At 46.2% G+C, this 25637-nt stretch carries 24 protein-coding genes and 1 other annotated feature; of the genes, 8 read left to right on the plus strand and 16 right to left on the minus strand.

From position 1 onward, the window contains the following. Nucleotides 1-151: 151 nt before the first annotated feature. Nucleotides 152-700 carry a signal peptidase I gene (gene lepB / locus M1E03_RS18105; protein WP_020450416.1) on the minus strand — a complete coding sequence of 183 codons (549 nt, stop codon included), beginning with the start codon at nucleotides 698-700 and terminating at the stop codon, nucleotides 152-154. A 290-nt stretch (nucleotides 701-990) separates the two neighbouring features. On the opposite strand from lepB, the gene M1E03_RS18110 reads away from it, so the two are divergent. The 3 genes from M1E03_RS18110 (at nucleotide 991) to M1E03_RS18120 (ending at nucleotide 2760) form a co-directional block, all read left to right on the plus strand. Continuing rightward, nucleotides 991-1248, plus strand: coding sequence for a hypothetical protein (locus M1E03_RS18110; RefSeq protein ID WP_023855575.1), 258 nt, complete (start codon nucleotides 991-993; stop codon nucleotides 1246-1248). 116 nt (nucleotides 1249-1364) lie between these two features. Further along, complete coding sequence (locus M1E03_RS18115; protein WP_020450414.1) at nucleotides 1365-1673, plus strand: hypothetical protein; 309 nt, start codon at nucleotides 1365-1367, stop codon at nucleotides 1671-1673. A 94-nt stretch (nucleotides 1674-1767) separates the two neighbouring features. After that, nucleotides 1768-2760 carry a DUF4003 domain-containing protein gene (locus M1E03_RS18120; protein ID WP_035337070.1) on the plus strand — a complete coding sequence of 331 codons (993 nt, stop codon included), beginning with the start codon at nucleotides 1768-1770 and terminating at the stop codon, nucleotides 2758-2760. A 44-nt stretch (nucleotides 2761-2804) separates the two neighbouring features. On the opposite strand, the gene M1E03_RS18125 is transcribed toward M1E03_RS18120, so the two are convergent. Then, a complete protein-coding gene (locus M1E03_RS18125; protein WP_023855572.1) occupies nucleotides 2805-3824 on the minus strand; it encodes a PD40 domain-containing protein in 1020 nt (339 codons plus the stop codon). Nucleotides 3825-3880: 56 nt separating this feature from the next. Then, nucleotides 3881-4261 carry an RlpA-like double-psi beta-barrel domain-containing protein gene (locus tag M1E03_RS18130; protein WP_020450411.1) on the minus strand — a complete coding sequence of 127 codons (381 nt, stop codon included), beginning with the start codon at nucleotides 4259-4261 and terminating at the stop codon, nucleotides 3881-3883. A gap of 192 nt (nucleotides 4262-4453) precedes the next feature. Between M1E03_RS18130 and M1E03_RS18135 the strand changes: the two genes are divergently transcribed. From M1E03_RS18135 to tyrS, 4 genes are all read left to right on the plus strand, one after another. Beyond that, on the plus strand, nucleotides 4454-4855 hold the full coding sequence (locus M1E03_RS18135) for a hypothetical protein (protein WP_206761178.1): 402 nt from the start codon (nucleotides 4454-4456) through the stop codon (nucleotides 4853-4855). After that, the gene (locus tag M1E03_RS18140; protein WP_105980762.1) at nucleotides 4852-5418 is read left to right on the plus strand and encodes a hypothetical protein; all 567 of its coding nucleotides are present in this window, start codon (nucleotides 4852-4854) and stop codon (nucleotides 5416-5418) included. The genes M1E03_RS18135 and M1E03_RS18140 overlap by 4 nt, the downstream gene beginning before the upstream one ends. A 197-nt stretch (nucleotides 5419-5615) precedes the next feature. Next, the gene (locus tag M1E03_RS18145; RefSeq protein ID WP_223254891.1) at nucleotides 5616-6062 is read left to right on the plus strand and encodes a MarR family transcriptional regulator; all 447 of its coding nucleotides are present in this window, start codon (nucleotides 5616-5618) and stop codon (nucleotides 6060-6062) included. Next, nucleotides 6057-6274, plus strand: a binding site (T-box leader). (Overlaps the previous gene by 6 nt.) Before the next feature lie 42 nt (nucleotides 6275-6316). Continuing rightward, a complete protein-coding gene (gene tyrS, locus M1E03_RS18150; protein ID WP_105980761.1) occupies nucleotides 6317-7570 on the plus strand; it encodes a tyrosine--tRNA ligase in 1254 nt (417 codons plus the stop codon). 215 nt (nucleotides 7571-7785) lie between these two features. Here tyrS and pgmB read toward each other — a convergent pair whose 3' ends face one another. The 13 genes from pgmB to M1E03_RS18215 all read right to left on the minus strand — a co-directional run bounded on the left by pgmB (nucleotide 7786) and on the right by M1E03_RS18215 (nucleotide 24897). After that, complete coding sequence (gene pgmB, locus M1E03_RS18155) at nucleotides 7786-8466, minus strand: beta-phosphoglucomutase (protein ID WP_020450406.1); 681 nt, start codon at nucleotides 8464-8466, stop codon at nucleotides 7786-7788. After that, nucleotides 8463-10169, minus strand: coding sequence for a glycoside hydrolase family 13 protein (locus M1E03_RS18160; RefSeq protein WP_458110546.1), 1707 nt, complete (start codon nucleotides 10167-10169; stop codon nucleotides 8463-8465). Before M1E03_RS18160 ends, pgmB begins: the two co-directional genes overlap by 4 nt. Then, the gene (locus M1E03_RS18165; protein WP_458110547.1) at nucleotides 10111-12447 is read right to left on the minus strand and encodes a glycoside hydrolase family 65 protein; all 2337 of its coding nucleotides are present in this window, start codon (nucleotides 12445-12447) and stop codon (nucleotides 10111-10113) included. Before M1E03_RS18165 ends, M1E03_RS18160 begins: the two co-directional genes overlap by 59 nt. Beyond that, a complete protein-coding gene (locus tag M1E03_RS18170) occupies nucleotides 12425-13309 on the minus strand; it encodes a DUF1189 domain-containing protein (protein WP_458110548.1) in 885 nt (294 codons plus the stop codon). The genes M1E03_RS18165 and M1E03_RS18170 overlap by 23 nt, the downstream gene beginning before the upstream one ends. Nucleotides 13310-13313: 4 nt before the next feature. Continuing rightward, nucleotides 13314-14165: a sugar ABC transporter permease gene (locus M1E03_RS18175; protein ID WP_023855564.1), complete on the minus strand. Its 852-nt coding sequence runs from the start codon at nucleotides 14163-14165 to the stop codon at nucleotides 13314-13316. Further along, a complete protein-coding gene (locus M1E03_RS18180; RefSeq protein WP_020450401.1) occupies nucleotides 14166-15473 on the minus strand; it encodes a carbohydrate ABC transporter permease in 1308 nt (435 codons plus the stop codon). A gap of 41 nt (nucleotides 15474-15514) precedes the next feature. Continuing rightward, nucleotides 15515-16768 carry an extracellular solute-binding protein gene (locus tag M1E03_RS18185; protein WP_026578955.1) on the minus strand — a complete coding sequence of 418 codons (1254 nt, stop codon included), beginning with the start codon at nucleotides 16766-16768 and terminating at the stop codon, nucleotides 15515-15517. A 94-nt stretch (nucleotides 16769-16862) separates the two neighbouring features. Next, on the minus strand, nucleotides 16863-18626 hold the full coding sequence (locus tag M1E03_RS18190) for a glycoside hydrolase family 13 protein (RefSeq protein ID WP_458110549.1): 1764 nt from the start codon (nucleotides 18624-18626) through the stop codon (nucleotides 16863-16865). Between the two features lie 115 nt (nucleotides 18627-18741). Further along, nucleotides 18742-19692: a LacI family DNA-binding transcriptional regulator gene (locus M1E03_RS18195; RefSeq protein WP_020450398.1), complete on the minus strand. Its 951-nt coding sequence runs from the start codon at nucleotides 19690-19692 to the stop codon at nucleotides 18742-18744. 167 nt (nucleotides 19693-19859) lie between these two features. Beyond that, on the minus strand, nucleotides 19860-21398 hold the full coding sequence (amyS, locus tag M1E03_RS18200) for an alpha-amylase (protein ID WP_458110550.1): 1539 nt from the start codon (nucleotides 21396-21398) through the stop codon (nucleotides 19860-19862). Between the two features lie 130 nt (nucleotides 21399-21528). Further along, entirely contained in the window at nucleotides 21529-22908 is a 1380-nt protein-coding gene (locus M1E03_RS18205; protein WP_039073307.1) for a polysaccharide deacetylase family protein, read from the minus strand. Between the two features lie 71 nt (nucleotides 22909-22979). Then, nucleotides 22980-23657, minus strand: coding sequence for a DUF3298 and DUF4163 domain-containing protein (locus tag M1E03_RS18210; protein ID WP_020450395.1), 678 nt, complete (start codon nucleotides 23655-23657; stop codon nucleotides 22980-22982). 292 nt (nucleotides 23658-23949) lie between these two features. Then, entirely contained in the window at nucleotides 23950-24897 is a 948-nt protein-coding gene (locus M1E03_RS18215) for a helix-turn-helix transcriptional regulator (RefSeq protein WP_458110551.1), read from the minus strand. Nucleotides 24898-24991: 94 nt separating this feature from the next. Here M1E03_RS18215 and M1E03_RS18220 point away from each other — a divergent pair, with 94 nt between their 5' ends. After that, complete coding sequence (locus M1E03_RS18220) at nucleotides 24992-25417, plus strand: VOC family protein (protein WP_458110552.1); 426 nt, start codon at nucleotides 24992-24994, stop codon at nucleotides 25415-25417. The last annotated feature ends 220 nt before the right edge of the window (nucleotides 25418-25637 follow it).

Genomic DNA, 25637 nt, shown 5'->3' on the forward strand with positions numbered 1-25637 from the left:
ATTTTTTAGTTATTATTGTTTCAATGATAAATTATAATCAACAATCAAACATGGCAATCCCTTTTTATTTAGAGAGCATCTGTGACATCCAAAACTGGGCGCTAACAACCAAAAAACTTCCCATTCGTATCATGGGAAGCCTTTTTCGTTTCTATTCTATTCCGCCGATCTCATTGAAAGGAAAATAACGGAACTCAACTTTGCCGACAACGGAGTCCATTGTAATAAATCCGAAAAAGCGGCTGTCCTTGCTGTTTTGACGGTTATCACCCATCACGAACAAGTGGTCTTCCGGCACCTTTTGTTTGCCGGTTAATTTCTCCAGTGTGAAATTATCTGTTAAATGTTCATGAAGCGTCAGCTTTTGTTTGTTTTTCTTTAAATAAGGCTCATCATATACTTTTCCGTTAATATAAAGGACATCGTCCTTCATTTCGATCGTATCCCCCGGGAGGCCGATCACCCTTTTCACATAGTTTTCATCTGAATCAGGCGCGTGAAAAATAATTTTATCAAAGCGCTGAATATCGCTGATTTTACTAACCATGACCATGTTGCCGTCCTCTAAAGTCGGATACATTGAATCTCCCAAAACAGTTGACGGCGTAAACAGAAAATAGCGGCAAACCATGACAAGCGCGGCGGCTATGACAAGTGTTTTCACCCACGATAAGATTTCTTTTTTTCTACTATTTTTCATAAGTACTCTCCTTCACTTTCGGATCGTTTCATTGGCATTCCGCTCCTTCTATCCTATCAGACTGTCCGCCTGAATGCTTTCTCGCAAGCATCGGCAGGCGCAGCCGTAAAAAAATAGTTGATACATAATAATATTAGCGGTTGAAACGAAAAATCCTTTTATTCAATGTTGAATTTTGTCAGTTGATCAGCTTATTTACGGCACAACAAACCATTACATATGCACAGGCAAAACGCCCCTCTTTATAATACATTATCATATCATGACCCAAAGGCGGTGATTGCCTCAAAATGAGCAGCTACGAAGAGTACTATGACAATTACGATCCATACAGCCCTGAGCGGGAAAAAGAAAGACAGTCAAGGAAAGCGCTGCGTTCGGCGGATACCGATAAAACGGATAAAACGGATAAAACAAATAATACGGATAAAACCGTTAAAACGGATAAAACCCGCAGCTCTGACGATGACCGGTTCAAATGCAGAAAAAGAAAGTGTTTTTCTGATGATGACGACGACCGTTTCAAGTGCCGCAGAAAGAAGTGCTGACCATTGATCTTTAAAGCCGATTCATATCGGCTTTTTTACATATACCACGGCTTCACCGTTCCAAGCCGGAACATTCATCCATTAGATGAATACCATAAATCTAAAAGGAGATGGAAATGAATATGAGTGTTCCGAAAGATGCCGTTTGCTCAATGCCCCATGATCATCAAAGGTCTTTGCACGATTTATGCCGCAAATACATGCACTATCACGTCGTGCTGAAAATGAAGGACGGCCGTTCCGTTCACGGGATCCTTGAAGGGGTGAACCGTCAGGAAGCATCTCTCCTCATTCCCGAAGACGTGACAGATGAAAGGCAGTTTTACGGCGGATACGGATATCCGCGCCGGCGATTCCGACGGTTCAGGAGCAGGATCTTCCCGTTTGTTATTATTGCCGCGCTGTATCCTTTTCCATATTATTAAGCAAAAGCCCGGTATGATGCCAAATCCATGAAACTTATTTTCCTTTGCTTCGTATATACAAAAACGACGCAAACCGAGGAAGGAGACAGATAAAATGGCATCTGCTAAACTGCAGCAGCGATTGGATCAATATAAAGCAATTTACTCTGAGTTAAAAAGCGATTTAAAATGGAAAGTCACAGATCAGCGGACATTGATGATGATTGCTTCCATGTATGTCGTCAACAAGCGGCCTTTTAATAAAGAACGGTTTTTAACGCTTAGTGAGGCCGTCAAACAGGCCGCCGGGACATTTTCGCCGTTAAAGTCGGCCCATCGCTATACATTCGCCGCTATGTTTGACGTGCGCTTCGAAGAACCTGAAACGCATATCAGACCTTTTTTCATTATTTACGAAAAACTGACCGGCAACGGATTCAAAAAAAGCATTTTCACCTACTTGTCCGCACTTATCCTTTTGACAAAATATCCTGATGAGCATGATCATGAAGACAAAATCAATCGGGCTTTGTCTATTTACAAAGGAATGAAGGACAAGCACGTCTTTTTAACATCGGCCGGCGATTACCCGCTCGCCGTGCTTTTGGCCGGTTCAGACATGGAAACAGGTGAACTGATCGACTATATCGAAGCGTTTTACCAAAAGCTGAACCAAGCGGGTTTTCGCAAAGGGAACGATTTGCAGTTTCTCAGCCACATCCTCTCGCTTTTGCCGGAGCGGGATTCCGATCAGCTTGTCGCCCGCTCCCTTCGGATATACGATGAATTGACAAAAAAGCATAGAAGACCGAAGCCTGTCCATTACCCGGAAATCGGACTGCTTGCATTGCTTGAGAACGGTGAAAAAGACATAGATGCCATCACAATCATGGCAGGCGCATTGAACAGCGATAAACTGTTCAGGTGGCAGAAAGACATGAATCTGAAAACGGCTGTCAATTTGTACATGAGCGAAAAAACGGAAGATCCGACGCTTCTGGAAACAGGACTTTATCAAACGCTTGAAGCCGTTATTCAAGCACAACAGACGGCAGCAATCGCCATTATGACGAGCTCGGCTGCGGCGTCTCAGGCAAACGGCTCATGATAAAACATCAGCCGGCACAGACTGTTTGTGCCGGCTGATGCTCATTATTCGTCAATAACGGAAAAGGTGTTGATAATTCCGTTTGTTTTTTCCCAGGCTTTGCTCACTTTTTTCGTATCCATATCATACGAATAAATCGTTCTCACCCTTGCTTCGCTCCCCGTTTCATCTTCAAGCAGCTTCGCATCTTTTGCTTCAGCGAGAAAGTAAAGTTTTTTCCCGTCTTTCGAGAATTGCGGTTGTGCTGAGTCGACTAATGAAAATGCCCGCTGATCTGAAATGATCGCTTTATATTTTTTCGTTTCGGCATCCATCGCATAAATCGACTTCTGATCATCAGCCGATTCTGTAAAGACGATCGTTTTGCCATCCGGCGAAATTGCCGTGTCATTGATAAATTTTGCGATCGTTTTCACCTGGTGCTGATCTTTCTCATCCGCCAGGGAAATGTTCATATTCGTCGGTTTGGGTGGCACTCCTTTGCTGTTCGCCTCATCTGTTTTTTGATAGTCTTCTTTCAATGAATAATGCAGTATAACGAATTGATTGTTCGCTTTGTTGTACTGATAGTAGCTGACGCTCTCGTCCTTGTTGTTTAACGATGGATAAATGACGTGAAACGCCTTTTGTTTTAAATCAAAGGAAGCGAGGTGAAAATTTCTCTCCTCCGCAAGGTTGTATCGCATGAACAGCTTCGAACCGTCCGCCGATAAACTGAGTCCGTCGACATATTCATCCCCTGAATATAGGGTTGTTTTTTCGCCCGACTGCAAATCCAGCCTGATCAAATGCTTCATATTGCTGTTATCGGTGTTCGTATAATAAAGAATGCGTTTTTTCCGGTCTAATGCCGCAGCCGGGTAATCCGTCATCTTTTCTTCATACAGCTTATTTTGATTTTCATAGTAAGCGGTCATCAGCTTCTGATCGGTTATCGATACGAGCAGGTCCGAACCGCCGCCCTTTGCCGGCTCCGCTTTTTCCGGGACGAAATAGCGGAAGGCCGCAAATGCGCCTGCGGCTAAAATGACGGCCGCCAACAAAAACACAAAGACTTTTTTCATATTCGCCCCCGCCAATTGAAAGAAGCAAGAAAACGATTTTCCTTGCTTCTTTTCTCCTATTTTTTATATGTATAATGTCCGGCTACCTTTCCTTTGCTTGTCGGAAATCCCAAAGCTCTAAAAGCTTTCGGGCTTACATCCAACACAGCGCCCGGCATTCTGCCGACATCATATTTATAGACTGTAATGACTTTCTTTGGTTTTGCTTTAGAATAGGCTCTTATTTTTGTGCCTTTTCTCGGAACATCGAAGCCCATCTTTGTGGCGCAGTCCCAATGGCCGAGCCTTTTGCCGTCAGCGCCGACTTTGCCCACGCCGTTGTACCAAGTGATGTAGCCGCTGACTTTTTTCGTTTTAGCACTCGCCTCACCGGCAAAATTGAATGCCAATAGCAAGCTGCCTGCCAAAACAAAAACAGAAAAAAGTATCTTCTTCATATAAAAATATCCTCCGTGAATGGGATTTTTTTCTGACATTCAAATTATACCTTTTTTCATAGAAATGGTATTTTACAGTTTGTTTACGTTTAAAATGCAATTATTACGCCCAGTTTTCTACCAGACTATCAAGAACAGATGACACCTTTGCCGGGATCGTTCGTATATAAAAGAGAAACCAAAATGAATAGGATGATCACAGTGAAAAAATCGAAACTGATCTCGTTATCCGCGGCTGCGATGCTTTTCGCCGTTCCCCTATCTGGATGTTCATCATCCGCTTCAGACCGTTCACAGGAGGTCTCAGAAGACCATTCCATTCAAAAATACGATCTCGTATGGTTTGATTACGTGAATGACAGCGAATCCGACAAAGCACCTTTACTGAAAGCATCATACGTGAAAAATGGGAAAGAAAAGACGGAGACTTTCAAAAAATATGTAGAAAATGTGGAAAATGTCGAACAGCCTTATATTAAAATCCGCGATCATGAAGCCTTCATCTACCGTCCCCCATACATCAAATATGACCAGGAGCCGCTTGAGGGCGTCGTCAAAGATAAAGTGGAACAAAAAAGCAGTGATGAACAATGAAGAAAAAAAGCGCTCCTCTTATTTTGATCATGGCGCTGTCTCTCTTGCTGCCTTTTGCTCAAGCAGAGGCAACAGGCAGCAATGGAACATCCGGAACCAAGGCTTCGAGTTCCTCGGCTAATAACAGCTCTTTAAAAACACGTCCGGGTTCAGTCAACCAGAGAATGCGCAGTTATATGAATCAGTCTGCGAGCCGACAATATTTAAACAAGAGCAGTCAGTTCAACGCCATCCAGCGGACACTGCCGTCCAATGCCCTGTACAAAGGGAGCATCAAGCGGACACTCAATCAAAATCCTGCTGGATCAGCCTTTTTGAATTACTACTTTCCATACTGGATGATCTTCCACGCGGGCGGATATACAGCAGAACAAAAAAGCATGCTCCGCACCGCCGGAATCAAAGAAAAAGCGCTCTCTGAACGAAAAGAAAAAAGATATTGGCTGTTGATTGAAGATCAAAACGGAAAAGAACATGCCGTCCTCGTCTCGAAAAAACAGTATGACAACATTCAAAAAGGGGATCGGGTTGAAGTGCGCCGCAAACAGATCACCAAAAAATAGCTGAAACAAGAGCCGGTCATCATCATGATGCCGGCTTTTCTCGTCATATCAAAAAAGGGCTTGCATGGATGAAAACCATCTGTTAAAATTCGTTTCATAGCTAATGATTCTGAAAATAAAAAGGCAGGCGTCACGATTTGGATAGATCCCCCCATCTTCGACAGGAAGAACACGACACACTCATCAAGCTGAAACGCATGCCGATCGAGTCCTTGAATCTTGAAGCCATTTCGGTTGCCACCAACCTTTACCGGTCAGCGCAAAAGCTCCGCGTCAAAATGGAGACCGAGATCCTTTCCTCATATCAATTGTCATGGACGGCTTTTTCGATTCTTTACGATCTATGGGTATGGGGCAGACTTGAAACGAGAAAACTCGCTGAACTGTCAGGCATTTCAACAGCCACTGCGAGCAATGTCATTAAAACGCTTGAAAAAAAGAACTTTTGCGGAAAAAGCACGGATCCGCGAGACCGCAGACACGTATACGCCGAGATCACCCCTGAAGGAAAAGCCGCTATTGAAGAGCTCTATCCGGCGTTCCACAAAGGGGAAACAATGCTGATCAAAGGCATGACAAAAGAGGAGCAGAATACATTGATCGAGCTCCTTCGAAAAGTGAACGACAATCTTCATAAACCATAAGCAACGACGGGAACAAGTAGCGGGCTGTCTCCCTGTTCCAGAGAGCCGGCGGCTGGTGCGAGCCGGTACAAAGGCAGACGCGAATTACCTCCCCGAGCTTTCTTTGTGAACCTTCAAGTAGCAAAGAACGGGAAACCGTTATCTGAAATAGAGCGGAAGACGGAGGTCTTCAACCAGGGTGGTACCGCGTGCATTTGAGCCACGTCCCTTATCGGGATGAGGCTCTTTTTTTATACAAAAAAGGAGGAGTTATCATGCAGCAACAACAATTTGATCAACTGACAACTGCCGAGAAGCGGGAAGTCGAAAGGCAGCTTCACTTATATATGAACGGAGCGGAGGAGGTCATTCCCCCGGAAGAACTGCGGGCAAAGCTGGCCAAATCGATTTTGACCGGCGAACCGCTGAAAATTAAACTTGGTCTCGATCCGTCGGCGCCTGACGTTCATTTAGGCCACACTGTCGTCTTGAATAAGCTGCGCCAATTTCAGGAAAATGGGCATATCGTCCAGCTCCTGATCGGCGATTTCACAGGAAAAATCGGCGATCCGACAGGAAAATCCGCCGCAAGGAAACAGCTGACGGACGAAGAAGTCCGCCGCAATGCCGAAACATACTTTCAACAGTTTGGAAAAGTGCTTGATCAGAACAAAGTCGAGCTTCACTACAACTCAAAATGGCTGAAACGATTAACCTTGGAAGACGTCATTACGCTCGCGGGCAAAATTACCGTCGCCCGTCTAATGGAACGCGATGATTTTGAAGAAAGAATTGCCATGCAAAAGCCGATTTCGCTTCATGAATTCTTTTACCCGTTGATGCAGGGATATGATTCGGTCGTTCTCGACAGCGATATCGAACTGGGCGGAACGGATCAGCATTTTAACGTGCTCATGGGCAGACACTTTCAGGAAAAGTATGGAAAAGAAAAACAGGTCGTCATTCTCATGCCGCTGCTCGAAGGACTTGACGGGGTTGAAAAAATGTCGAAATCAAAGAACAATTACATCGGCATTGATGAAGACCCTCATGAAATGTTCGGAAAAACGATGTCGCTTCCGGACAGTTTGATGAAAAAATATATCCATCTTGCGACCAACCTGGAGGCGGAAGATAAAAAACGACTTGTCAAAGATTTGGAAACGGGGGCCGTTCATCCGCGAGATGCGAAAATGCTTCTCGGGAAAATCATCGTCAACATGTATCATGGAAGCGAGGCGGCCGAAGCGGCCGAACAGCAGTTTAAAAAGGTTTTTCAGCAAAACAGCGCGCCGGACAATATAACGTCTGTACACTGGCAAGGTGACGGAACGGTGCCTGTCACCGATTTATTGGTGACGCTCGGACTCCTCCCTTCCAAAAGCGAAGCCCGCCGAATGATCCAAAACGGTGGCGTTAAAATCAACGGCATCAAAGCAGAATCGATTCATGCGGATGTGGCGGTCGAACACGGTATGATTATCCAAGTCGGCAAACGGAAGTTTGTCAAATTGCAAATGTCTCAATAAACATTCAGCCTAATCATCCTTTTAAAAGGATCGATTAGGCTGTTTTTCATGAAAAGCGCAGGCGTTAGAATTTGCAACAGGTCGGTATTCAATCGCCTGATGGTTTCGATTCGAAAAGCATATCCGAACGGCCTCCCGAACACCTTGATCTTAATTTTGCCTTCACCTCTCTGATTGCAAATAAGGCCGCCAGCGGCGGCCTGCCATTTTACGATTCATTTGTCTTCTCTTATGCAGCAACAGCGCTGCCATCCTTCCTTCAGCAGCTCAAATGTCAGCTCGTTTGTGTCGGGCACGATCAAATCAGCCCCGCTCAGCGATGTCTCATCACCGACTCCCACCGCAAACATCCCTGCGGATTTGATCGCGGCGATCCCGGCTTCAGCGTCTTCGATTGCTGCACACTGAGACGGAGGCACACCGAGCAGCGCTGCGGCCGTCAAAAAAATTTCGGGGTCCGGCTTTCCGCGAGCAAGCGCAGCCGGGTCAACGACAGCATGAAATTCGTCCATGAGCCCGAGCCGTTGCAAAATAGCGGGCGCGTTTCGGCTTGACGAAGCTAACGCGATGCTTACATTTTCCCTTTTCAATTCGGCAAATAGCCCGGCGATTCCCGGCAACAGGTCATGCGGTGTCAAGTTTTGGATCAGCTGTTGGTAGTATTGATTTTTCCGGCGCATGATCTCTTGTTTCTCCGCCTCCCGATACGTTCCGGCCGCACCGCCGTGAATCAAAATCGTGTTAAGCGACCGCTCTCTGTCGATTCCTTTCAGTCGTTCATTAAAGCTCCGGTCAATCTCAATGCCGATTTGTTCGGCAGTATGTTTCCAAGCGAGATAATGATGCTCGGCCGTATCCGTGATCACGCCGTCCAAGTCAAAAATGACCGCTTTCATAATGTCGAACCCTTTGCCCGGCTGATCATCATAAAAGCTTCATAGGGTTCCATGTCCATGCTGCCGCTTATATCAAGCCGATCGCGGGCGTAATTGGATAACAGCACATCCCACTTGTCTTCAAGCAATTCCGGCGGAGCATGAAACAGCGCCTTTTCTTCTGACAAATTCACGGCGACTAACAGCTTTTCGCCCCGGTATTCACGGATATACGCAAAGATTTGCGGATCATCCTCAAGCAGCAGCTGGTAATCTCCATGTACGATAACTTTATGTTGTTTGCGCAGCCCGATGAGCTTCTGATAATAATAGAAAATCGAATCTTCATCTGAGAGCGATTCCTTCACATTGATTTCTTGATAGCGGGGATTTACCGCCAGCCAAGGCTCTCCATCTGTGAAGCCTGCGTGTTTTCCGTCATCCCATTGCATCGGCGTTCTCGCGTGATCCCGCCCTTTTTTCGCCACGGCTTTTCGAAAGTCTTCCTCTGTCATCGTTTGATTTTCGAGGACAAGTTCGCGGTATGCGTTTTTGATTTCGAGATCATCATACATCTCGAGCGGCATTTCACTGTTTGTCATGCCGATTTCTTCTCCCTGATAAATGAACGGGGTTCCCTTCATCCCGTGCAAGACCGTTGCAAATGCTTTGGCGCATTGTTTGCGCAGTTCGCGGTCATTGCCCCAGCGGGATATGACCCTCGGTTGATCATGATTTTCGAAATAGAGCGTGTTCCAGCCGACATTCATTAAAGCGGCCTGCCACCTCGTCATCGTCTTTTTTAAAGCGATCGGATCAAACGGCTTCATCTGCCATTTCCCATTCGGCGAATGTTGTTTTGTATCGATGTCCATATGTTCAAATGTAAAAATCATGTTCAGCTCATGTCTGCTTGGATCCGTGTATTTTATCGCTTCTTCAACATCTGAGCCGTTTGCTTCGCCGACCGTCATGCAGTCGTAACGGGACAGCACTTCCCGGTTCATCTCTTGTATAAATTCGTGCAGACGGGGGCCGTTTGAATGATAGCGGCCGACTACATAAGGACGGCTGTTATCTGTTTCATAATCGGGAAAGTCGACGTATTTGGAAATGGAACCGATCACATCCATCCGCCAGCCGTCAACGCCTCTGTCCATCCAAAACGTCATCAAATCGTATACTTCCCGGCGAACCGCTTCATTCTCCCAGTTTAAGTCAGGCTGCTTTCTCGAAAAGTAGTGAAGGTAATACTGCCCTGTCCGCTGATCGAATGTCCACGCCGATCCTGAAAAGATCGATCCCCAATTATTCGGTTCTGAACCGTCCGCCTTTGGATCTTTCCAAAAATAATAATCACGGTAAGGATTGTCCTTTGACTTGCGGCTTTCGGCAAACCAGGCATGTTCATCAGACGTGTGGTTCACGACAAGATCCATGATGATTTTCATTCCGCGTTTATGCACTTCATCAATCAATTGAAACATATCATCGTTCGTCCCGAACTTTTCGTATATGCTTCTGTAGTCGCTGATGTCGTAGCCGTTGTCATCTTGCGGGGAATCAAACACAGGACACAGCCAGATAACATCGGCTCCGAGGCTTTTAATGTAATCGAGCTTTTGAATCACGCCCTGCAAATCACCGAATCCGTCTCCGTTGGAATCATAAAAACTCCGCGGGTAAATTTGATACACGACTGCCTCTTTCCACCATTGGCTCATCGGGCATCCTCCTTTCATACCGTCCGTTCAGTGCGATTTGCTCTCCATAAACTGTCATGGAAAGCGGTTCTCCTTTTACAAGGTTGAAGGCGACGCTGTTTTCCTCTACCTGCACATTGATTAGCCGGTTCCGATAATTGATGTTGAACGCATAACCGTCCCATTCCTTCGGCAAAAACGGAGCAAACGACAGCGTCTCATCTTGGGTCCGCATGCCGGCAAATCCTTGCACGATCGCGAGCCAGCTTCCGGTCATCGATGTAATATGAAGCCCTTCCTCTGTGTCATGATTGTAATTATCCAGATCAAGCCTCGCTGTACGCTTATACAGTTCAAGCGCTTTCTTTTCCATTTTGAGTTCAGCCGCCAGCACCGCATGGACAGACGGCGAAAGGCTCGATTCATGAACCGTCATCGGTTCATAAAATTCAAAGTTGCGCCGTTTTTCTTCCGTCGTAAATCGATGATTAAAGAAATAAATGCCTTGCAGAACATCCGCCTGCTTAATAAAACTGGAGCGGAGAATTTTGTCCCATGACCAATTCTGATAGAGCGGGCGGTCATCCGGTTCAAGCTCATCCGCTGCCTGAAGCTCTTTATCCAGGAATGTATCATGCTGAATAAAAACATTTAATTCCTCACTGTATGGATAGTACATTTTCGCAATGATATCCTTCCACCTCTCGATTTCGGCTTCCCGTATATCAAGCCGGCGGCGTTTTTCCTCCGGGAGGACAGCGAGGTTTTCGAGCGTGTACTCAAGCGTCCACGACGCAATCAAATTCGTATACCAGTTGTTGTTGACATTGTTTTCATATTCATTCGGCCCTGTAACGCCGTGGATCATATATTTGTTGTTACGTTTTGAGAAGTGGACACGGTCAGCCCAAAATCTGCTGATTTCGACGAGAACGTCTATCCCGTATTCTTTCATATAGTCACGGTCGCCTGTGTAATTGACATAATTGTAGATCGCATAACAGATTGCGCCATTGCGGTGAATTTCTTCGAAGGTGATCTCCCATTCATTGTGGCATTCATCGCCTGTGAAGGTCACCATCGGATAAAGGGCTCCCTTCAGCCCCAGTTTGGCCGCATTCCGTTTAGCTGCCTCCAAATGATGATATCGGTATAAAAGCAGATTCTTTGTCACCTCCGGCTCGGCCGTCGCCAAATACACAGGAACGGCGTACGCCTCAGTATCCCAGTAGGCGGCTCCTCCGTATTTCTCGCCCGTGAATCCTTTCGGCCCGATGTTTAAGCGCGAATCGGTTCCGTAGTATGTCGAGAAAAGCTGAAAGAGGTTGTACCGGATGCCCTGCTGAAGCTCATCATCCCCTTTAATTTCAATGTCAGCCTTTGCCCACCTTTCCATCCAATGTTCGGTATGCCTCCGCTTCGCTTCTTCATATCCCTGCTGAAGAACATCAGCCAAAAGCGCCCTGCCCTTTACTAAAAGCTCTGCTTCTTCAAAGTCCCGGGACGTTGTGACAATGATCAATTTTTTTAAAGAAGCCTTTGTTCCCGGCTTCACTTCGTAACAGAAGCGGTTTTCCGCGTACATCGCATCCGTTTGAAAATGCTCGCTGACATATCCTTCTGTCACATTGCACATTGAAGCAGCCACCGTAAAACGCGGCGTTCCAAACGGATTCTCAATCGTTTTCGTCACAAGATGACCGCGATGAGATTCGGCGCCTTTCACTTCTTCCTGCCAAAACCGCTCTTCGAAATTGGCATCCTCATTTGCGACATGGCCATCAAGATAAGGGACAAGTGTAATAACAGCTTCATCGGTCAGGCATTCCGCTTCATAATGAATCGCGCACAGCTGCTGGACATCAAGACTAAGAAAGCGCTCCGACGAAATTTTGACAGCCTTTTGATTCACGCGAACGACAGCGCTTCTCCGCAGGATGCCTTCCTTCATATTAAGCTCCAATTCAAACGATTCGATGCCGTTTTGATTGAGGTCGACTTTTTCGTCGTCTACATATACATCAATTCCGATGAAATTCATCGCATTGATCACTTTCCCGAAATATTCGGGATAGCCGTTTTTCCACCAGCCGACACGCGTTTTGTCCGGAAACCAAACCCCTGCAATATATGTGCCTTTGAGACTTTCGCCTGAATAGCTTTCTTCAAAATTCCCCCTGATCCCCATATAGCCGTTCGCCAAGGATGTCAGACTTTCCTGAAGCCGCTTATGTTCTTTTTCAAATTGGTTTGTTTTGATTTTCCACTGGTCGATCTCAAATAGCCGCTGATTTACCATGATTTCCTCCTGACTGAAGATTTTCGTTGTGATGGCGGGTTTTGAATATATGCCTGAAGATGAAAGAGACCATCAAAGCGCTTCCGCACGAATGGATGAGCAGCATCATGATGAAGTCAAAGCGGATCATACCAAAAGCCATTGCAGCCGCTGCCGGAAGCGCTGATCCGCACACCGCCGCTGCGGCCGCTTCCTTAAACGACCTTATCCCGGTCATGTTGGATTTTTTGGAGATCCAGATGCCTCCCGTCAGAACGGCCGTTACAAAAAGCGAAATGATGAAAACCGCGGAACAGGCCAGCATGATGATAAGCGGCTTATATTGGGCAAACCACATGGCACCGATAAAATCCCCTACATGATCGGCATCCAGATCATTCAGCCCGGCCTTTGCCGGATAGCGGACAGAAAACCCCGCTCCGCTTTGATCGCTGATGATCAGATGATCTGACTGAAAGATGAGCGCGTTTTGATAGCCGCCTTCCGCCTTTATCCGGCCGTTCTCACCGCTTGTTTTCAATTCATGCTTCAAATCGACCGCCAGCAAGGTTTTCTCTTTCTCCACACGGTACAGCTCGTCTGCGCCTGTCAATCTCCCGTTTGTCAATTGGTAGCCTTTTAATTGTTTGATGAATGCCGCGTCAGCCTTATGAACAACGTTTGGGAGCAAATTCCCGGCGTTGAAGCGGTCCATTTTCATCAACGCAATCGACACGGGCGCCGTTAAGCAAGCTGTCAAAAACATAAACAGAAAAGAAATTTCGAGCCAGCTGAATGTATGTTTGCAGCGCATGACGCCCGCCGGTGATGCCGCTGCTTTAAGAAAGCGGACGATCAGCTTTTCGTGTCTCATGTCGTTCATCGGTTTATCCCTTCGTTCCGCCGGATGTCAAACCGGACACAAAGTTCTTTTGGAGAAAGAAGAACAAGATGCAAATCGGCAAAGCCGCAAGAATCGCGCCCGCTGCAAACAGCGCGACTTTTTGCTGCTGCGGATTGGAGATGAATGTCTGCAAACCGACGGCGATGGTCAGGCTTTCCGGCGAGCGAAGCAGAAATTTCGCCAGCAGATAGTCGCCGAACGGCCCCATAAACGCCCACAGCGCCTGGACAGCAAGCATCGGTTTCACAAGCGGCAGAACGACCGAAGCAAAGATCCGCAGGTGCCCCGCTCCGTCAATCCGCGCCGCTTCATCGATTTCTCTAGGTACTGTATCAAAGTAGCCCTTCATCAGCCATGTGTTCATCGGAATTCCGCCGCCGATATAGATTGCAGTTAAAAACCAATATTGGTCCAAAGCTCCGATCAGCATGGCCAGGACGTAAAAAGCGGTCAGCGCCGCCATCGTCGGCACCATTTGAATGATCAAAAAGAAAATGAGACTCTTTTTTCGGCCCGCAAACCGGTAGCGGCTGTACGTATAGCCGGCAAGCGTCACAATCGTCACCTGGAACACCATGACAGACAGCGCGATCACAAGCGTATTCCCGTACCAGTTGAGGTAAAGCGTCTCTTCAAACAGCCGCTTAAAGTGGTCCAATGTCCATTGGCCCGAAAAATCGAGTGTAAAAGCCGCTACATTCCCGACCCGAAATGCGGATGATGCCGTGATCAAAAGCGGATAAATAATCACGATGCTTAAAAACGTCAAAAATATATAGGTCAAAACCTTGTTCAGCATCCCGGTGAACCGCGTATTTTTGAAAATCCCTCTCATCTACATGACCTCCTCATTGCCAAAGGCATTCGATTTCTTAAAAGCAATCAGGGAAACCCCGATGACAATGAAAGAAATGAGCAGTGTGACAGCAGCCGCCACGGAATACTGCGGCGACGTTCCCGTCGTCAGCTTATAGATCCAGGATATTAAGATGTCGGTTGACCCAGCTCCGGCCCCCGCACTCCCCGGACCGCCCTCATTAAATAAATAGATGATCGAGAAGTTATTGAAATTAAACGTATACTGGGTAATCATCACCGGTGCGGTCGCAAATAAAATCATCGGCAGCGTAATGTGTTTAAAGCGCTGAATAAATGTCGCGCCGTCAATTTTTGCCGCTTCATAAAGCTCTCCGGGAATCGCCTGAAGCACCCCTGTCACCATGACATAAATGTATGGAAAACCGAGCCACGTCTGAATCATAATCAAAGCCGTCTTTGTCCAGAACGGATCGGTCTTCCATGCGACAGCCGGGATATCGACGAACGGGAGCTGGTTCAAAAGCGGGATCACTTGGACGTTCATCGCGCCCGCCGAGTCATTAAAAATGTTGGCAAAGCTCATAATCGTAATAAATGCCGGAACGGCCCACGGAAGCAGAAAGATGATTCGGAACATCCGCTTGCCTTTAATAAAGTTTTGATTGACGACCAACGCTGTCACGATGCCGAGAACAATTTGCAGCGTTGTCGCACAGATCGTCCAGATGATCGTCCAGCCCAGTACATCGGCGAATGTTTGCCGATACGAGCCAAGGAAAAAGATATTCATGAAATTTTTAAAGCCGACCCAGTCGATGAGACTGTTAGGCGGAATATGATAAAAATCGTAGTTTGTAAACGCGATAAACAGAGTCACCAGCACCGGAAAAATAATCACAAACACCATCATGAGGTATGCCGGCAGCGTAAATAAATACGGAAACCCTTTGTCACCTGCATTTCTGATCATGTCCCCGGCCGTCTCGCTGATTTTCAAACCCGCCGCTTTCATCGCGGCGGTCTTCCGGGCATCATACAGATTAAAGATGTAAAACATCAGAAAAACGAGCGTCAATATCAATTGCAGCGTGCCCTCTATCAACAGAAACAGCGAGTGATCTTCTCCCGGGACAGTCCCCAGCGTCGCGAGGCCGATCAGCGCCTGATAACCGAAAACCGCTAACTCACAAATAAACAAGCCTGTGATGACAAGAAAAAGGATCCCCTTTGAAAACTGCCGGTTTGCAATCTGGCCAGCACCGGGAATAATCGATAACAGCGCTGCCTTCCGGCTCCGTTTTGCAAGTGTTTGGTCTTTGTTCATTTTTTTCGCCCTCTATTCTTCCGGACGCTAAAACCGCCGTTTTATTTCACATACTTTTCTTTAATGTTTTCTTTAATTACACGGACGGCATCATCCGCTGATTGCTGTGCCGATTTTTTCCCTGCTGCCGCGTCAAATATCAGGCTTTCTGCACCTGTCCACACCTCGGCCATCTCCGGAATGTTCGGAGTCGGAGTCGCCGTTTCGTATTGTGTGATGACCGCCGACGTCAGCTCGCTTTTTTGCTCCCCTGCTTTTTTTCGTGCGGCGAGGTTGGCCGGAACTTCGTTCGTATCTTCATAAAAACGGTAAGCATTTTCGTCATTTGCGGCATATTGCAGCCACTTTTCAGCAAGCTCTGCCTCTTTCGTATATTTAGAGGCGACCCAGCCTTTTCCGCCTGCAAACGGGGCATATTCTTTTCCGTTTGGCAATGTCGGGATTTTCGCGGCACCGTAGTTCAAACCGGCTTCTTTATAATTGGAAGCCGACCATGGACCTCCGATAACAGCAGCTGCTTTTCCGTCCATAAAGGTCTGCTGGATAAAATCGTCAGCGCTCGTATTGTCCTGCATGCCTTTCGGCCAATATTCACTGAACCATTTCTCGGCGTATTCCACCGCTTCCACGGCCCCCTTGTTGTTCAGACCGATGTCTCCGGAATCCGTGCCGTCAGCTCCGAATACATATCCCCCGTATCCCGCCATTAAACCGTATGACATGTAAAAGTCCGTCCACTTTGCGAGAAAAGCGGTCGATTTTCCTTTTTCCGAAGAAAAAGCGAACCTCTTGTCTTTTGTTAAATCCTCAAGCTCGTTAAAGGTTTTTGGCGGCGCTTTTAACAGGTCTTTGTTGTAATAGAGTACGAGAGTTTCAATAACAAGCGGGATTCCGTAGACTTTTCCGTCAACTGTTACTTGCTGCATTTCTTTGTCGCCGAAGCTTTTAGTCTCAGACGGTTTGACTTCCAGCAAATGCCCTTGCTGTCCTAAGCCGCCGATACGGTCGTATGCCGCAAGCATGACATCGGGCGCATTGCCTGCCGGGCCGTCAAGAGGAAGCGCTTCAAGCTGATCGAACATTGGCTTTTCAACAATTTTGACTGTCACATCATTCTCTTTTTCAAAACCTTCCTTTATGCTTTCAACGTAAGGTTTATAGACCTCTTCTACAGACACGGTCAGCACTTTTTTCCCGCCGTTGCCCCCCGTTTCCTTTGAACTTGAACAGGCGGCAAGACCGAACAGCAGAACTGTCGCCAGCATCGCTAAAAATCCTTTTTTTAAATGTTGCATCTTTTTTCCCCCTTCTATCTTAGAATCTGAGACAATTGTAATCCTCGATAGAAAGCGGTTACAATAGTTTAAATTCTGTTACCGGTAACAGAATTTAAACCGCCCCCAAAATGAAAAACCCGCCTGGCTGTATGTCGACCGCATCATCATGATGGAGCGCTTCTTCCGACCACGCATCATATATTCTTTTGTCGCTTGCAATCTTCAAATCCCGCAATCTGACACGGCGCACCTCGCTGCCCTGGTGGAAGAAGTAGATCAGCTCTTTTCCTTCATCCGTTCGGGAAAAACTGACAAAATCATTTTCGTCGTCAACCAGCCTCCACTCGAGCGTTCCATATGTCAATACATCATTTTCTTGTTTTCGCAAAGCGATCAGCCGTTTCATAAATGTGAGCATCTCTTGATTCTGTTTCTCTTCTTCCCAAACCATGCACTTCCGGCACAATGGGTCATCCCCGCCGTCCAGCCCGATTTCGGTTCCGTAATAAATGCACGGCGAGCCTGTCTGAGCAAACATAAATGCCAAAAGAGAGCGTACTTTTTTCTCATCTCCTCCGCATCTTGTCAAAATCCGCTTCGTGTCATGGCTGTCCAGCAAATTAAACATCACCTCATTGACCTGCTTCATCCCGCTCATGAGATGCGAATTGATGCGGCTCGCCATTTGCGAAGCTGAAATCGATCCGTCTGCAAAATAGTCAATCATCGGTTCTGTGAACGGGTAGTTCATAACCGAATGAAATTCGTCTCCTCTAAGCCACGGATCAGCCTGATGCCAGATTTCGCCCAATATAAAAATGTCGGGCTTTTCTGCAGTAACGGCTTGACGGAACTTCTTCCAAAACGCATGATCGACTTCATTCGCCACATCCAAACGCCAGCCGTCGATATCAAATTCGCGTATCCAGTACAGCGCGATATCAAGTAAATAAGCCTGAACTTCCGGGTTGGCGGTATTGAGCTTCGGCATCTCGGGCGTAAACGCAAATGTATCGTAGCCGCCTTCTTTAACAGGGAAAGAATGAACATGAAACCAGTCTTTATAACGGGACTTTTCACCGTTTTTGACGACATCCTGCCACTCTCGCGAAGCGCTGCCGATGTGATTAAAAACAGCGTCAAGCATGATCTTCATTCCCCGCTCGTGAAGCCGGCTGACCAGCGTGCGAAAGAGTTCCTCATCGCCAAAATGCGGATCGATCGAGCAATAGTCCAATGTATCGTATTTATGGTTGGAAGGCGCGGCAAAGATCGGCGTCAAATAAATGCCGCCTACCCCCAAGTCTTCCAGATAGTCCAGTTTGTCTATGATCCCCTGCAAATCCCCTCCGAAAAAATCGTCCACCTCGGGGTCCTTGCTTCCCCACGGCAAAGCGTTTTCCGGAGACAAATCCTCTCGGCCGCTGGCAAAGCGCTCCGGAAAAATTTGATACCAGACGGTTGATTTGACCCAGTCGGGTGCATTAAACGTATCTGCCTCATGAACAAACGGAAATTTAAAACAGTACTTGGCCATATCTGCCGCTTTTCCGGCAAACGGACAGGCACCACTGCTTCCGTAAAAAGTGTCTTGACCATCAGCGCCTGTAAGGATAAACCCGTATTGCAGACGCCTGAATGGAGGCGCCACTTCGGCAAACCAGTAATCATGCGTGCTTGTCGCGGCAATTTTCGCCATCGCAAGGTCGTTCGCTTTCCATGTGCGGCCGGTGTATTCGTAAGGATCTCCCCAAATGAAGCGTACGTGATCGGCGTCATTCTTTTTTGTACGGATTTTGATGTGCAATGTCCTTCCATCGTAAGAATAGGCATCAGAGCTGAAAGGCTGATGATGAATCGCTGCATATTCCATCATGTTTCCCCCTTTTTGGTTGTCCGGCTGTGATAAACCGGCTTTTATTCTGAAATTATCATGACGGCATAACAGGAACAATCATTTTCAGCTTGTTACCGGTAACAGAATGAGACCCTTACAAAGTCGATTCCCGGACAATAAGTTCCGGCTCAAAAAATTGATTGCCTTGCGACGCTCCGTCTTCATTGATTTTTTTCAGCAGGATTCTGGCGCAAGCCTCTCCCATTTCAACAACAGGCTGTCTGATCGTCGTCAGGCGAGGCGAAGCGATCCGGTCGAGAAACACCCCGTCATAGCCGGTAACTGCGACATCTTCCGGAATTTTTTTGCCGAGCGATTGCGCCGCGCGGATGACCCCGAGCGCGATGCGGTCGGAAGCGCAAACCACGGCTGCCGGTGCATCAAGGGATGCCAGCACTTCCAGTGCGCGTGCTTCACTTTTTTTCGAACTGTTTTCCATCCGGAAAATCGCCGCTTTTTTCAGACTGCCTTCCATCGCCTGAAGGTAGCCTTTTTCCCTTGACCGTTCAAAGGGTTCATCCAAATCAATTCCAAAAAAGACGACATTGCGGACGCCCAGCCCAATGACGTGGCGTGTTGCCATATAGGTACCTTTTTCATTGTTAACATCAATAAAATCATAGCCCATTTCATTTTGGCCAAATACAACGACAGGCTTTTCAAATACTTTAATCAGCCCTTCAAAATCGGCTTTTCTCAATCCCGTCGCTATAATGCCGTCACACTGGCCGATATTGAGAGATTTCCTTGTGACAAGCTGCAAAGCATAATGGTGACGGTCCAGCTCGCGGCTGATTCCCGTTAACAGGTTCATATAATAAGGTTCAGTCGTATCCATTTCTTCCAGTATGAGCAGCTTGACGACCTGTGTTCTGTTTTGAACGAGCGCTCTTGCTGCATAGTTCGGTATATAATTGAGCTCCTTCATTGCGGAATGAACAAGCTTTTTCAATTCATCCGTCACAGTCTCAGGATGATTGATCACCCGCGATACCGTCATTTTCGATACATTTGCTTTCTTTGCTACATCAGATAACGTTGCCATTTCATCCCCGCCTTACCTATACGATTCAAACTGTCAGCTAGTCCTTCCTGAGGGCTGATGACACCTTGTTAAAATTAATTATAAGATGGAATCAAAGAAATTTTATAAGAAGGAGAAAATAAAAAAACGGATCTCCTTTAGGAAATCCGTCCTATCACTCTTTTCTTCTATCTTTGAACATAGATCGAAACCGATCCGCCGTTTACGTGAAACTCTCCCCAGCCTTCTGCATTGATGACAACAGAATCGGAACGGTTTCCGGTGATGTCATGCCATGTCTCACCGGCGTTTTGCCGGCCGACATACATTCGCTTTGTCCCGCCGGGTCCGTCTGTTATTAACGCCGCCAAACCGGAATTTGCAACCGAGCTGTCGCCTTCCCTCGTCCAGCCGACAATGTTATGATGATCGAAATAATCATGCTGTGCTCCGTACGCATATTGTTTTCTCGCTTTTAAGATCGGTTCGATTTTGTGTTTCAGGGCAGGAATTTCGCGCTGCGAGGCTCCTTTCGTCCCGTACATATCCCCGTAGAAAATCTGCGGGTAGCCTGCTTCTCTTGTCAAAATAAAAGCGTAAGCCAGCGGCTTAAACCATGTTTGGACAGTCGACTCAAGCGATTGCCCCGGCTGTGTATCATGGTTATCAACAAACGTAACCGCTTTCACAGGATGCTTGGAAACGACTGTTCCGTTCAGCAATTTCCTCATATCATAGCCGCCTCCCTGTGTCGATGCAGCATGGAACTGGTAATGAAGCGGCACGTCAAACACTGAATGATTAAAGTTTGTTTTGTTCAAATAGTTTTCCAGCGCACCTAAGTCATTCTGCCAATATTCAGCTACCGTAAACATTTCCTTCCCTGTTTTTTCCCTGACATGATTGACCCAATCCCGCAAAAAAGAAAATTTAATGTGTTTGACGGCATCAAGGCGGAATCCGTCCAATTGCAGCTCATTGGCATACCACGTTCCCCATCTCTTTATTTCTGCCGTGACATCAGGATGATCATAATCGATGTCGGCATACATCAAGTAATCATAGTTGCCGTTTTCATTGGAAACTTCCCAATCCCATGCCTTTCCTTGAAACTTATAGATGCGGTTCAGCTTTCGGGACTCGTCCCAATCGGTTCCGTCAAAATGGTACCAATACCATTTGAAAGCGCTGTATGTGCTGCCGCGCCCCGGGAATTGAAAATGTGTCCACGCTTTGATTCGCTGTTCTCCTGATGTTACGCGGTTGCGGTCGGCGGGATCGACTTCAACAGCCGTTACATATTCGGTCGCATCAGCGCCGCCTTTGTGGTTGATGACTACATCGCCGTAAACGTTGATGTCCCGGGAATGAAGACTGTTGATCGCAGATTGCAGTTCTCCCTTTGTGCCGTACTTTGTCCGAACCGTCCCTTTTTGATGAAACTCCCCTAAATCATACAGATCGTAAGCGCCGTAGCCTACATCGTCTTGACTCGTTCCCTTATATGCCGGGGGAATCCAGACGGCAGTAATACCGTGTTCAGCCAAATATGCCGAGTCATTTTGTAAGCGTTTCCAATGTTGGCCATCATTTGGCATGTACCACTCAAAATACTGCATCAGCGTCCCATTAAGACTTGCCGCCGCTGCTGCAGAGTGAGGCAGCAAGAAGATGAGCGCAAATAACAGCGGCAGCAATCGGGCATAAAGCCGTTTGTGTTGTTTCATGATTTTCCTCTCCCCTTTCAAAGTGAAACACATGCTATTGTATAAATATTTGGAATTTTTAACAAATATCGTTTTCCCTATATTTTCTTGCAACAGAAAAGCGCCGATATGGCGCTTTCTTCTCATTTATTCAATATCCTCTCTGCTTCTTCACTTCTTCAAGCTGAGATACAGTTACCAATTGATAGCCCTTTGCTTTCAGCTTTTTAATAATCTCTTCCGCCGCTTCTGCGGACGTTGCATAAATATCGTGCATTAAGACGATTTTTCCGTCTCCCGCATGACTCATGACATGATTGACAATCTTTTGTTTATTTCTGTACTTCCAATCTTCCGGATCAACATCCCACAACGAGACCTTCAGATTGGAAAGCGAGCGGACGGAATCATTGATTCCGCCATATGGAGGGCGCAAATGTGCCGGCTGGTGTCCGCTGATTTTTTCGATCATTTCTTGCGTGTCGTTAATTTCCTGATACGCTTTTTCATTTGACAGCCTTGTCAATAACGGATGGTCCCAGGAATGGTTGCCGACTTCGTTTCCTTCCTTCAGCATCCGTTTTATCGTTTCGGGATAATATTGGGCTCTGCTTCCAAGCACAAAGAAGGTCGCATGCCCTTCATGCTTTTGTAAAGCATTCAATATTTTATTCGTTGTAGCGGGATTCGGGCCGTCATCAAATGTGAGAGCAATCACTTTTTCATCAGGATTTATTTTCGCCTGTTTCGGAAGGGGGACAGGCTCCTGCTCTCGTTTGGCCTGAAGACGGCTCTTTTTCATATCCTGATATTGGTCTTTTAAAATATCTTTTACCCATTCTTTTTTTATTTTTACAGACTGCTCAAGACCGGTTTGTTTTTTCTCAAAATAAAATTCGACTTCGTTTTCCAGGAGCGCGAAGCGGCTGAAATGCTCTTCCTGAGGGCTTGTCCCTTCTTTTAATAAAGCCGTGTCGGCAGACGGATTCCGATTTTTCAATTCCTGATAGGCAATGCTTGAAATCCTGTTCAGAAAATCTGAATTTTCTTCGAACAGGTCTTGAAGGGACAGCAGCTTTTTCTGTTTTAAATCGGCGTTAAACGTCTTGACAGACGTTGTACCCGAAACGCCCCCGGCCTCTATGTATTGATTCAGCACCACACTGGCTGCATCTTTTGTGTAATAGACAACCTTATATTTGATGTTCAGTTCAAAAGGCCCGTCTTCATGCTGAGCCTGGGCCTTTGCATTATCCTCTTTAAAACTGGCCAATTCTTGATTCACATAATCTTTTATTTGTTCATCGATTTCTTTTATGCGAAATACCGGATAGTGGATGGCATACCGCTCTTGTTTGCTGTCGCTGACCATGGATTCGACGCCGAGGCCGGATTGTGCGCCGTCTTTTTTTGGTTGAGGGGGCTCTTGACTGTTGCTTGACACCTTATTGTAAGAGTACCCCGCCAAACCTATTAATATCGTTAAAAAAATCAACATTTTAACCCATCGAAATGATGGTTTGCCAGACATCGCTGCTCACTCTCCTGTTTCATGACTTGCTTTCTCTGTTTCTATTACAAATATTGTTTCTCATAACGGGACTAATATAAAAGCGTCGACGGAAGCTTTATTTCCTGATTTCCGGCCGCATACGGGGCGATATCATACTGCTGAAATACAATTGAAATTCCGCTGCTTGTATAATAGAAAGCCGTGTGTTCATCCAAGCGGATATCGCTCTTTTTAAGATCAGAATAAAACTGTTCCGGATGTTCGTTGATATAGCTGAAAATATAGTTTTTTGCTTTTTCGATTTTTGCCTGATTGTTTAATACGTCAGTCAGCACGACTTGTTTGCGCTTGTCAAAGTCAAAGTTGTAGGATGTAGCGGTGTACATGCCGTGCGCGCCGCCGGAGAACTGATAGTCATAGATTAAAAAACTCAGTTTGCCTTCCTCGTTGTATTTGACTTTGTAGGACGTTTCATAGACGTTCTCCTCGTCCTTATCCTTCTTTTCGGCATCTTTAACGATTTTTTGAAATTCTTTATAAGAGTTTTTTAAATGAAGTTTTACCGCTTCGTTGGCCAGCTGGGCATCTTCTTCCTTCAAATCGCTGAATACCGGAAAAGAAAGCGAACTGATGTCTTTGTAATATTCCGTGTGAATCGCGGCTTTTCTATTTTGTGAAGCGTTTATTTGAGATGTTCCTTTATTGATGATGAATAGCAGCGATGCTGTGAGTACAAGGAATCCTAAAATAGCCATCGCTTTTTTCATAAGCATGCTCCTTTGTCAATCTTCTTTTAAACTCGTAACATATCATTTTCTTTTGTAACACAAATGTAATATTTATTTCATATTTGTAATGATACCCACTTTTAAATCCCCCGTCAACTTTTTTGGGTAAAAATTTCTTCTGACGGCAAAAATAAGACACTCTCAATTCCTGAGAGTGTCGTTAACGGAATGATGAATGAGACGTGCGTCTTCACGCTTTTTTTGAGGGGCTGTAAATGCAGGAAAAACGCAGGCTGGGGTCTTCGTGATCAGTCTGACCGGAGTCTTCATTTTAGCCGTATTGTTTCAGCATGTCGGATAATGTCCGCTTCATCCTTTCGATTAATTCGGAAGGCTTCTGAATAATTGCTTCCCGGCCGAATGAAATGAAATAATCCGCAAAAAAATCAATATCCTTCGGCGCGATTTCTCCTTTCAGCACGCCGGACCCGTCTTCTTTTACATCCAGCTCAAGGTGTGGCCATTTGAGTGAACCGTGCCGTTCTACTCCTTTTTTTGTCAGCTCCGCTGATAATTCCAATGTCTCCCTTGGCCGGGACACAGCTGAAAAACGGTTCTTTAAATTAAGATCGGTCAAATCAAGCGGGGCCGTATGTTCATCAAGCTCGGCCCGCTTAATCCGGTCACACCTGAAGATACGGTAGTCTTGTCTTAAAAAACAGTAAGCCGGGCAATACCACTTCCCTTGATTGGCATAGATTCCGATCGGCTGAATGTTTCTCTTGCTTGCTGCACCGTTTGCTTCATATTCGATGATCAACACCTTTTGCTGAACTGCCGCTTCAAGCAGCACCTTTAAGACCGGAATGTCGTCTTTTTGCTCATAAGGCGTATAAAAAGCAACGCGATCCTTCATACTGTCAATCGCATCCCGGATGTCTCCTGTAAGGTTCAAATAAAATTTCTTTTTGATGGAGTCGTACTGAGCGTCAAACGGCAGGGATATATAATGCTTCAGCGCATCGATCGCAAAGAAGATGGCGATCGCTTCGTTCTCGCTGAAGGCGATGGGAGGAAGAATCCTTTCATTTAACACTTGATACCCTCCGTGGGGGCCGGTTTCAGAATAGAGGGGCACCCCCATTTCGCTGAGCTCTTGCAAATCCCTTAAAACCGTTCTCTTGGAAACGCCGAATTCCTGCGCCAGCTCCCCGACCGTAAATCGTTTTTTTTGGTTTAGCATCATGATCATTTCATTCAATCGTTTCGCTTTAGACATGAAAACCTCCAATCATTTTTTAACCATGACATAAGTTGTCACCATTATAATATACAATCTTCTTAGATCAACAAAAAAAGGAGATGTTCGCTCTATGAAAACGCAATTTACACCTTACATCCTGATGAATGGAAGAGCGAAGGAAGCGATTGATTATTATCGTGATGTACTCGAGGCTGAAGTAAAGTTCAGTCAGACGATTGGCGAAGGCCCCGCAGATGAGGCGGCGAATTTTAAGGATGACGAATTGGATTTCATCGCACACGCCGTTTTGACAATCGGCGACGCCGTCATGATGATCGCCGACATCATTCCTGAACTGCCTTTCCAAAGTGGAAACCAATTGTCCATTTGCGTAACGGCAGCTGACGTTTCTTCGGCCAAGCGGCTGTTCGGCAAGCTGAGCGAGCGGGGCGAGGTCAAGCTTGAGCTGAAGGAGACTTATTTCAGTCCCGCTTACGGCATTGTCACCGATCCGTTCGGCGTTACCTTTCAAATTTTTGCCGCGTGTCCCGCATAAATGAACAAATGAGACAGATCAAAAAAGGCCCGGTTTTATGAACCGGCCTTTTTTGCACGGAAAAATTTGCAGGGTTTTTGGCTAAAAAGCGGTATTTGACCGCAAAAATTTAAAAAACTGCGTTTTTTCAAATTCACTTGACAAAGGGCATTTATGGAAACGCCTCTTCTTTTTGGTATAATAAGGGGTAGCAACAGTTCGGTTCTATATAAGGGCGGTC

The sequence above is a fragment of the Bacillus sp. PK6-013 genome, from assembly GCF_054161445.1.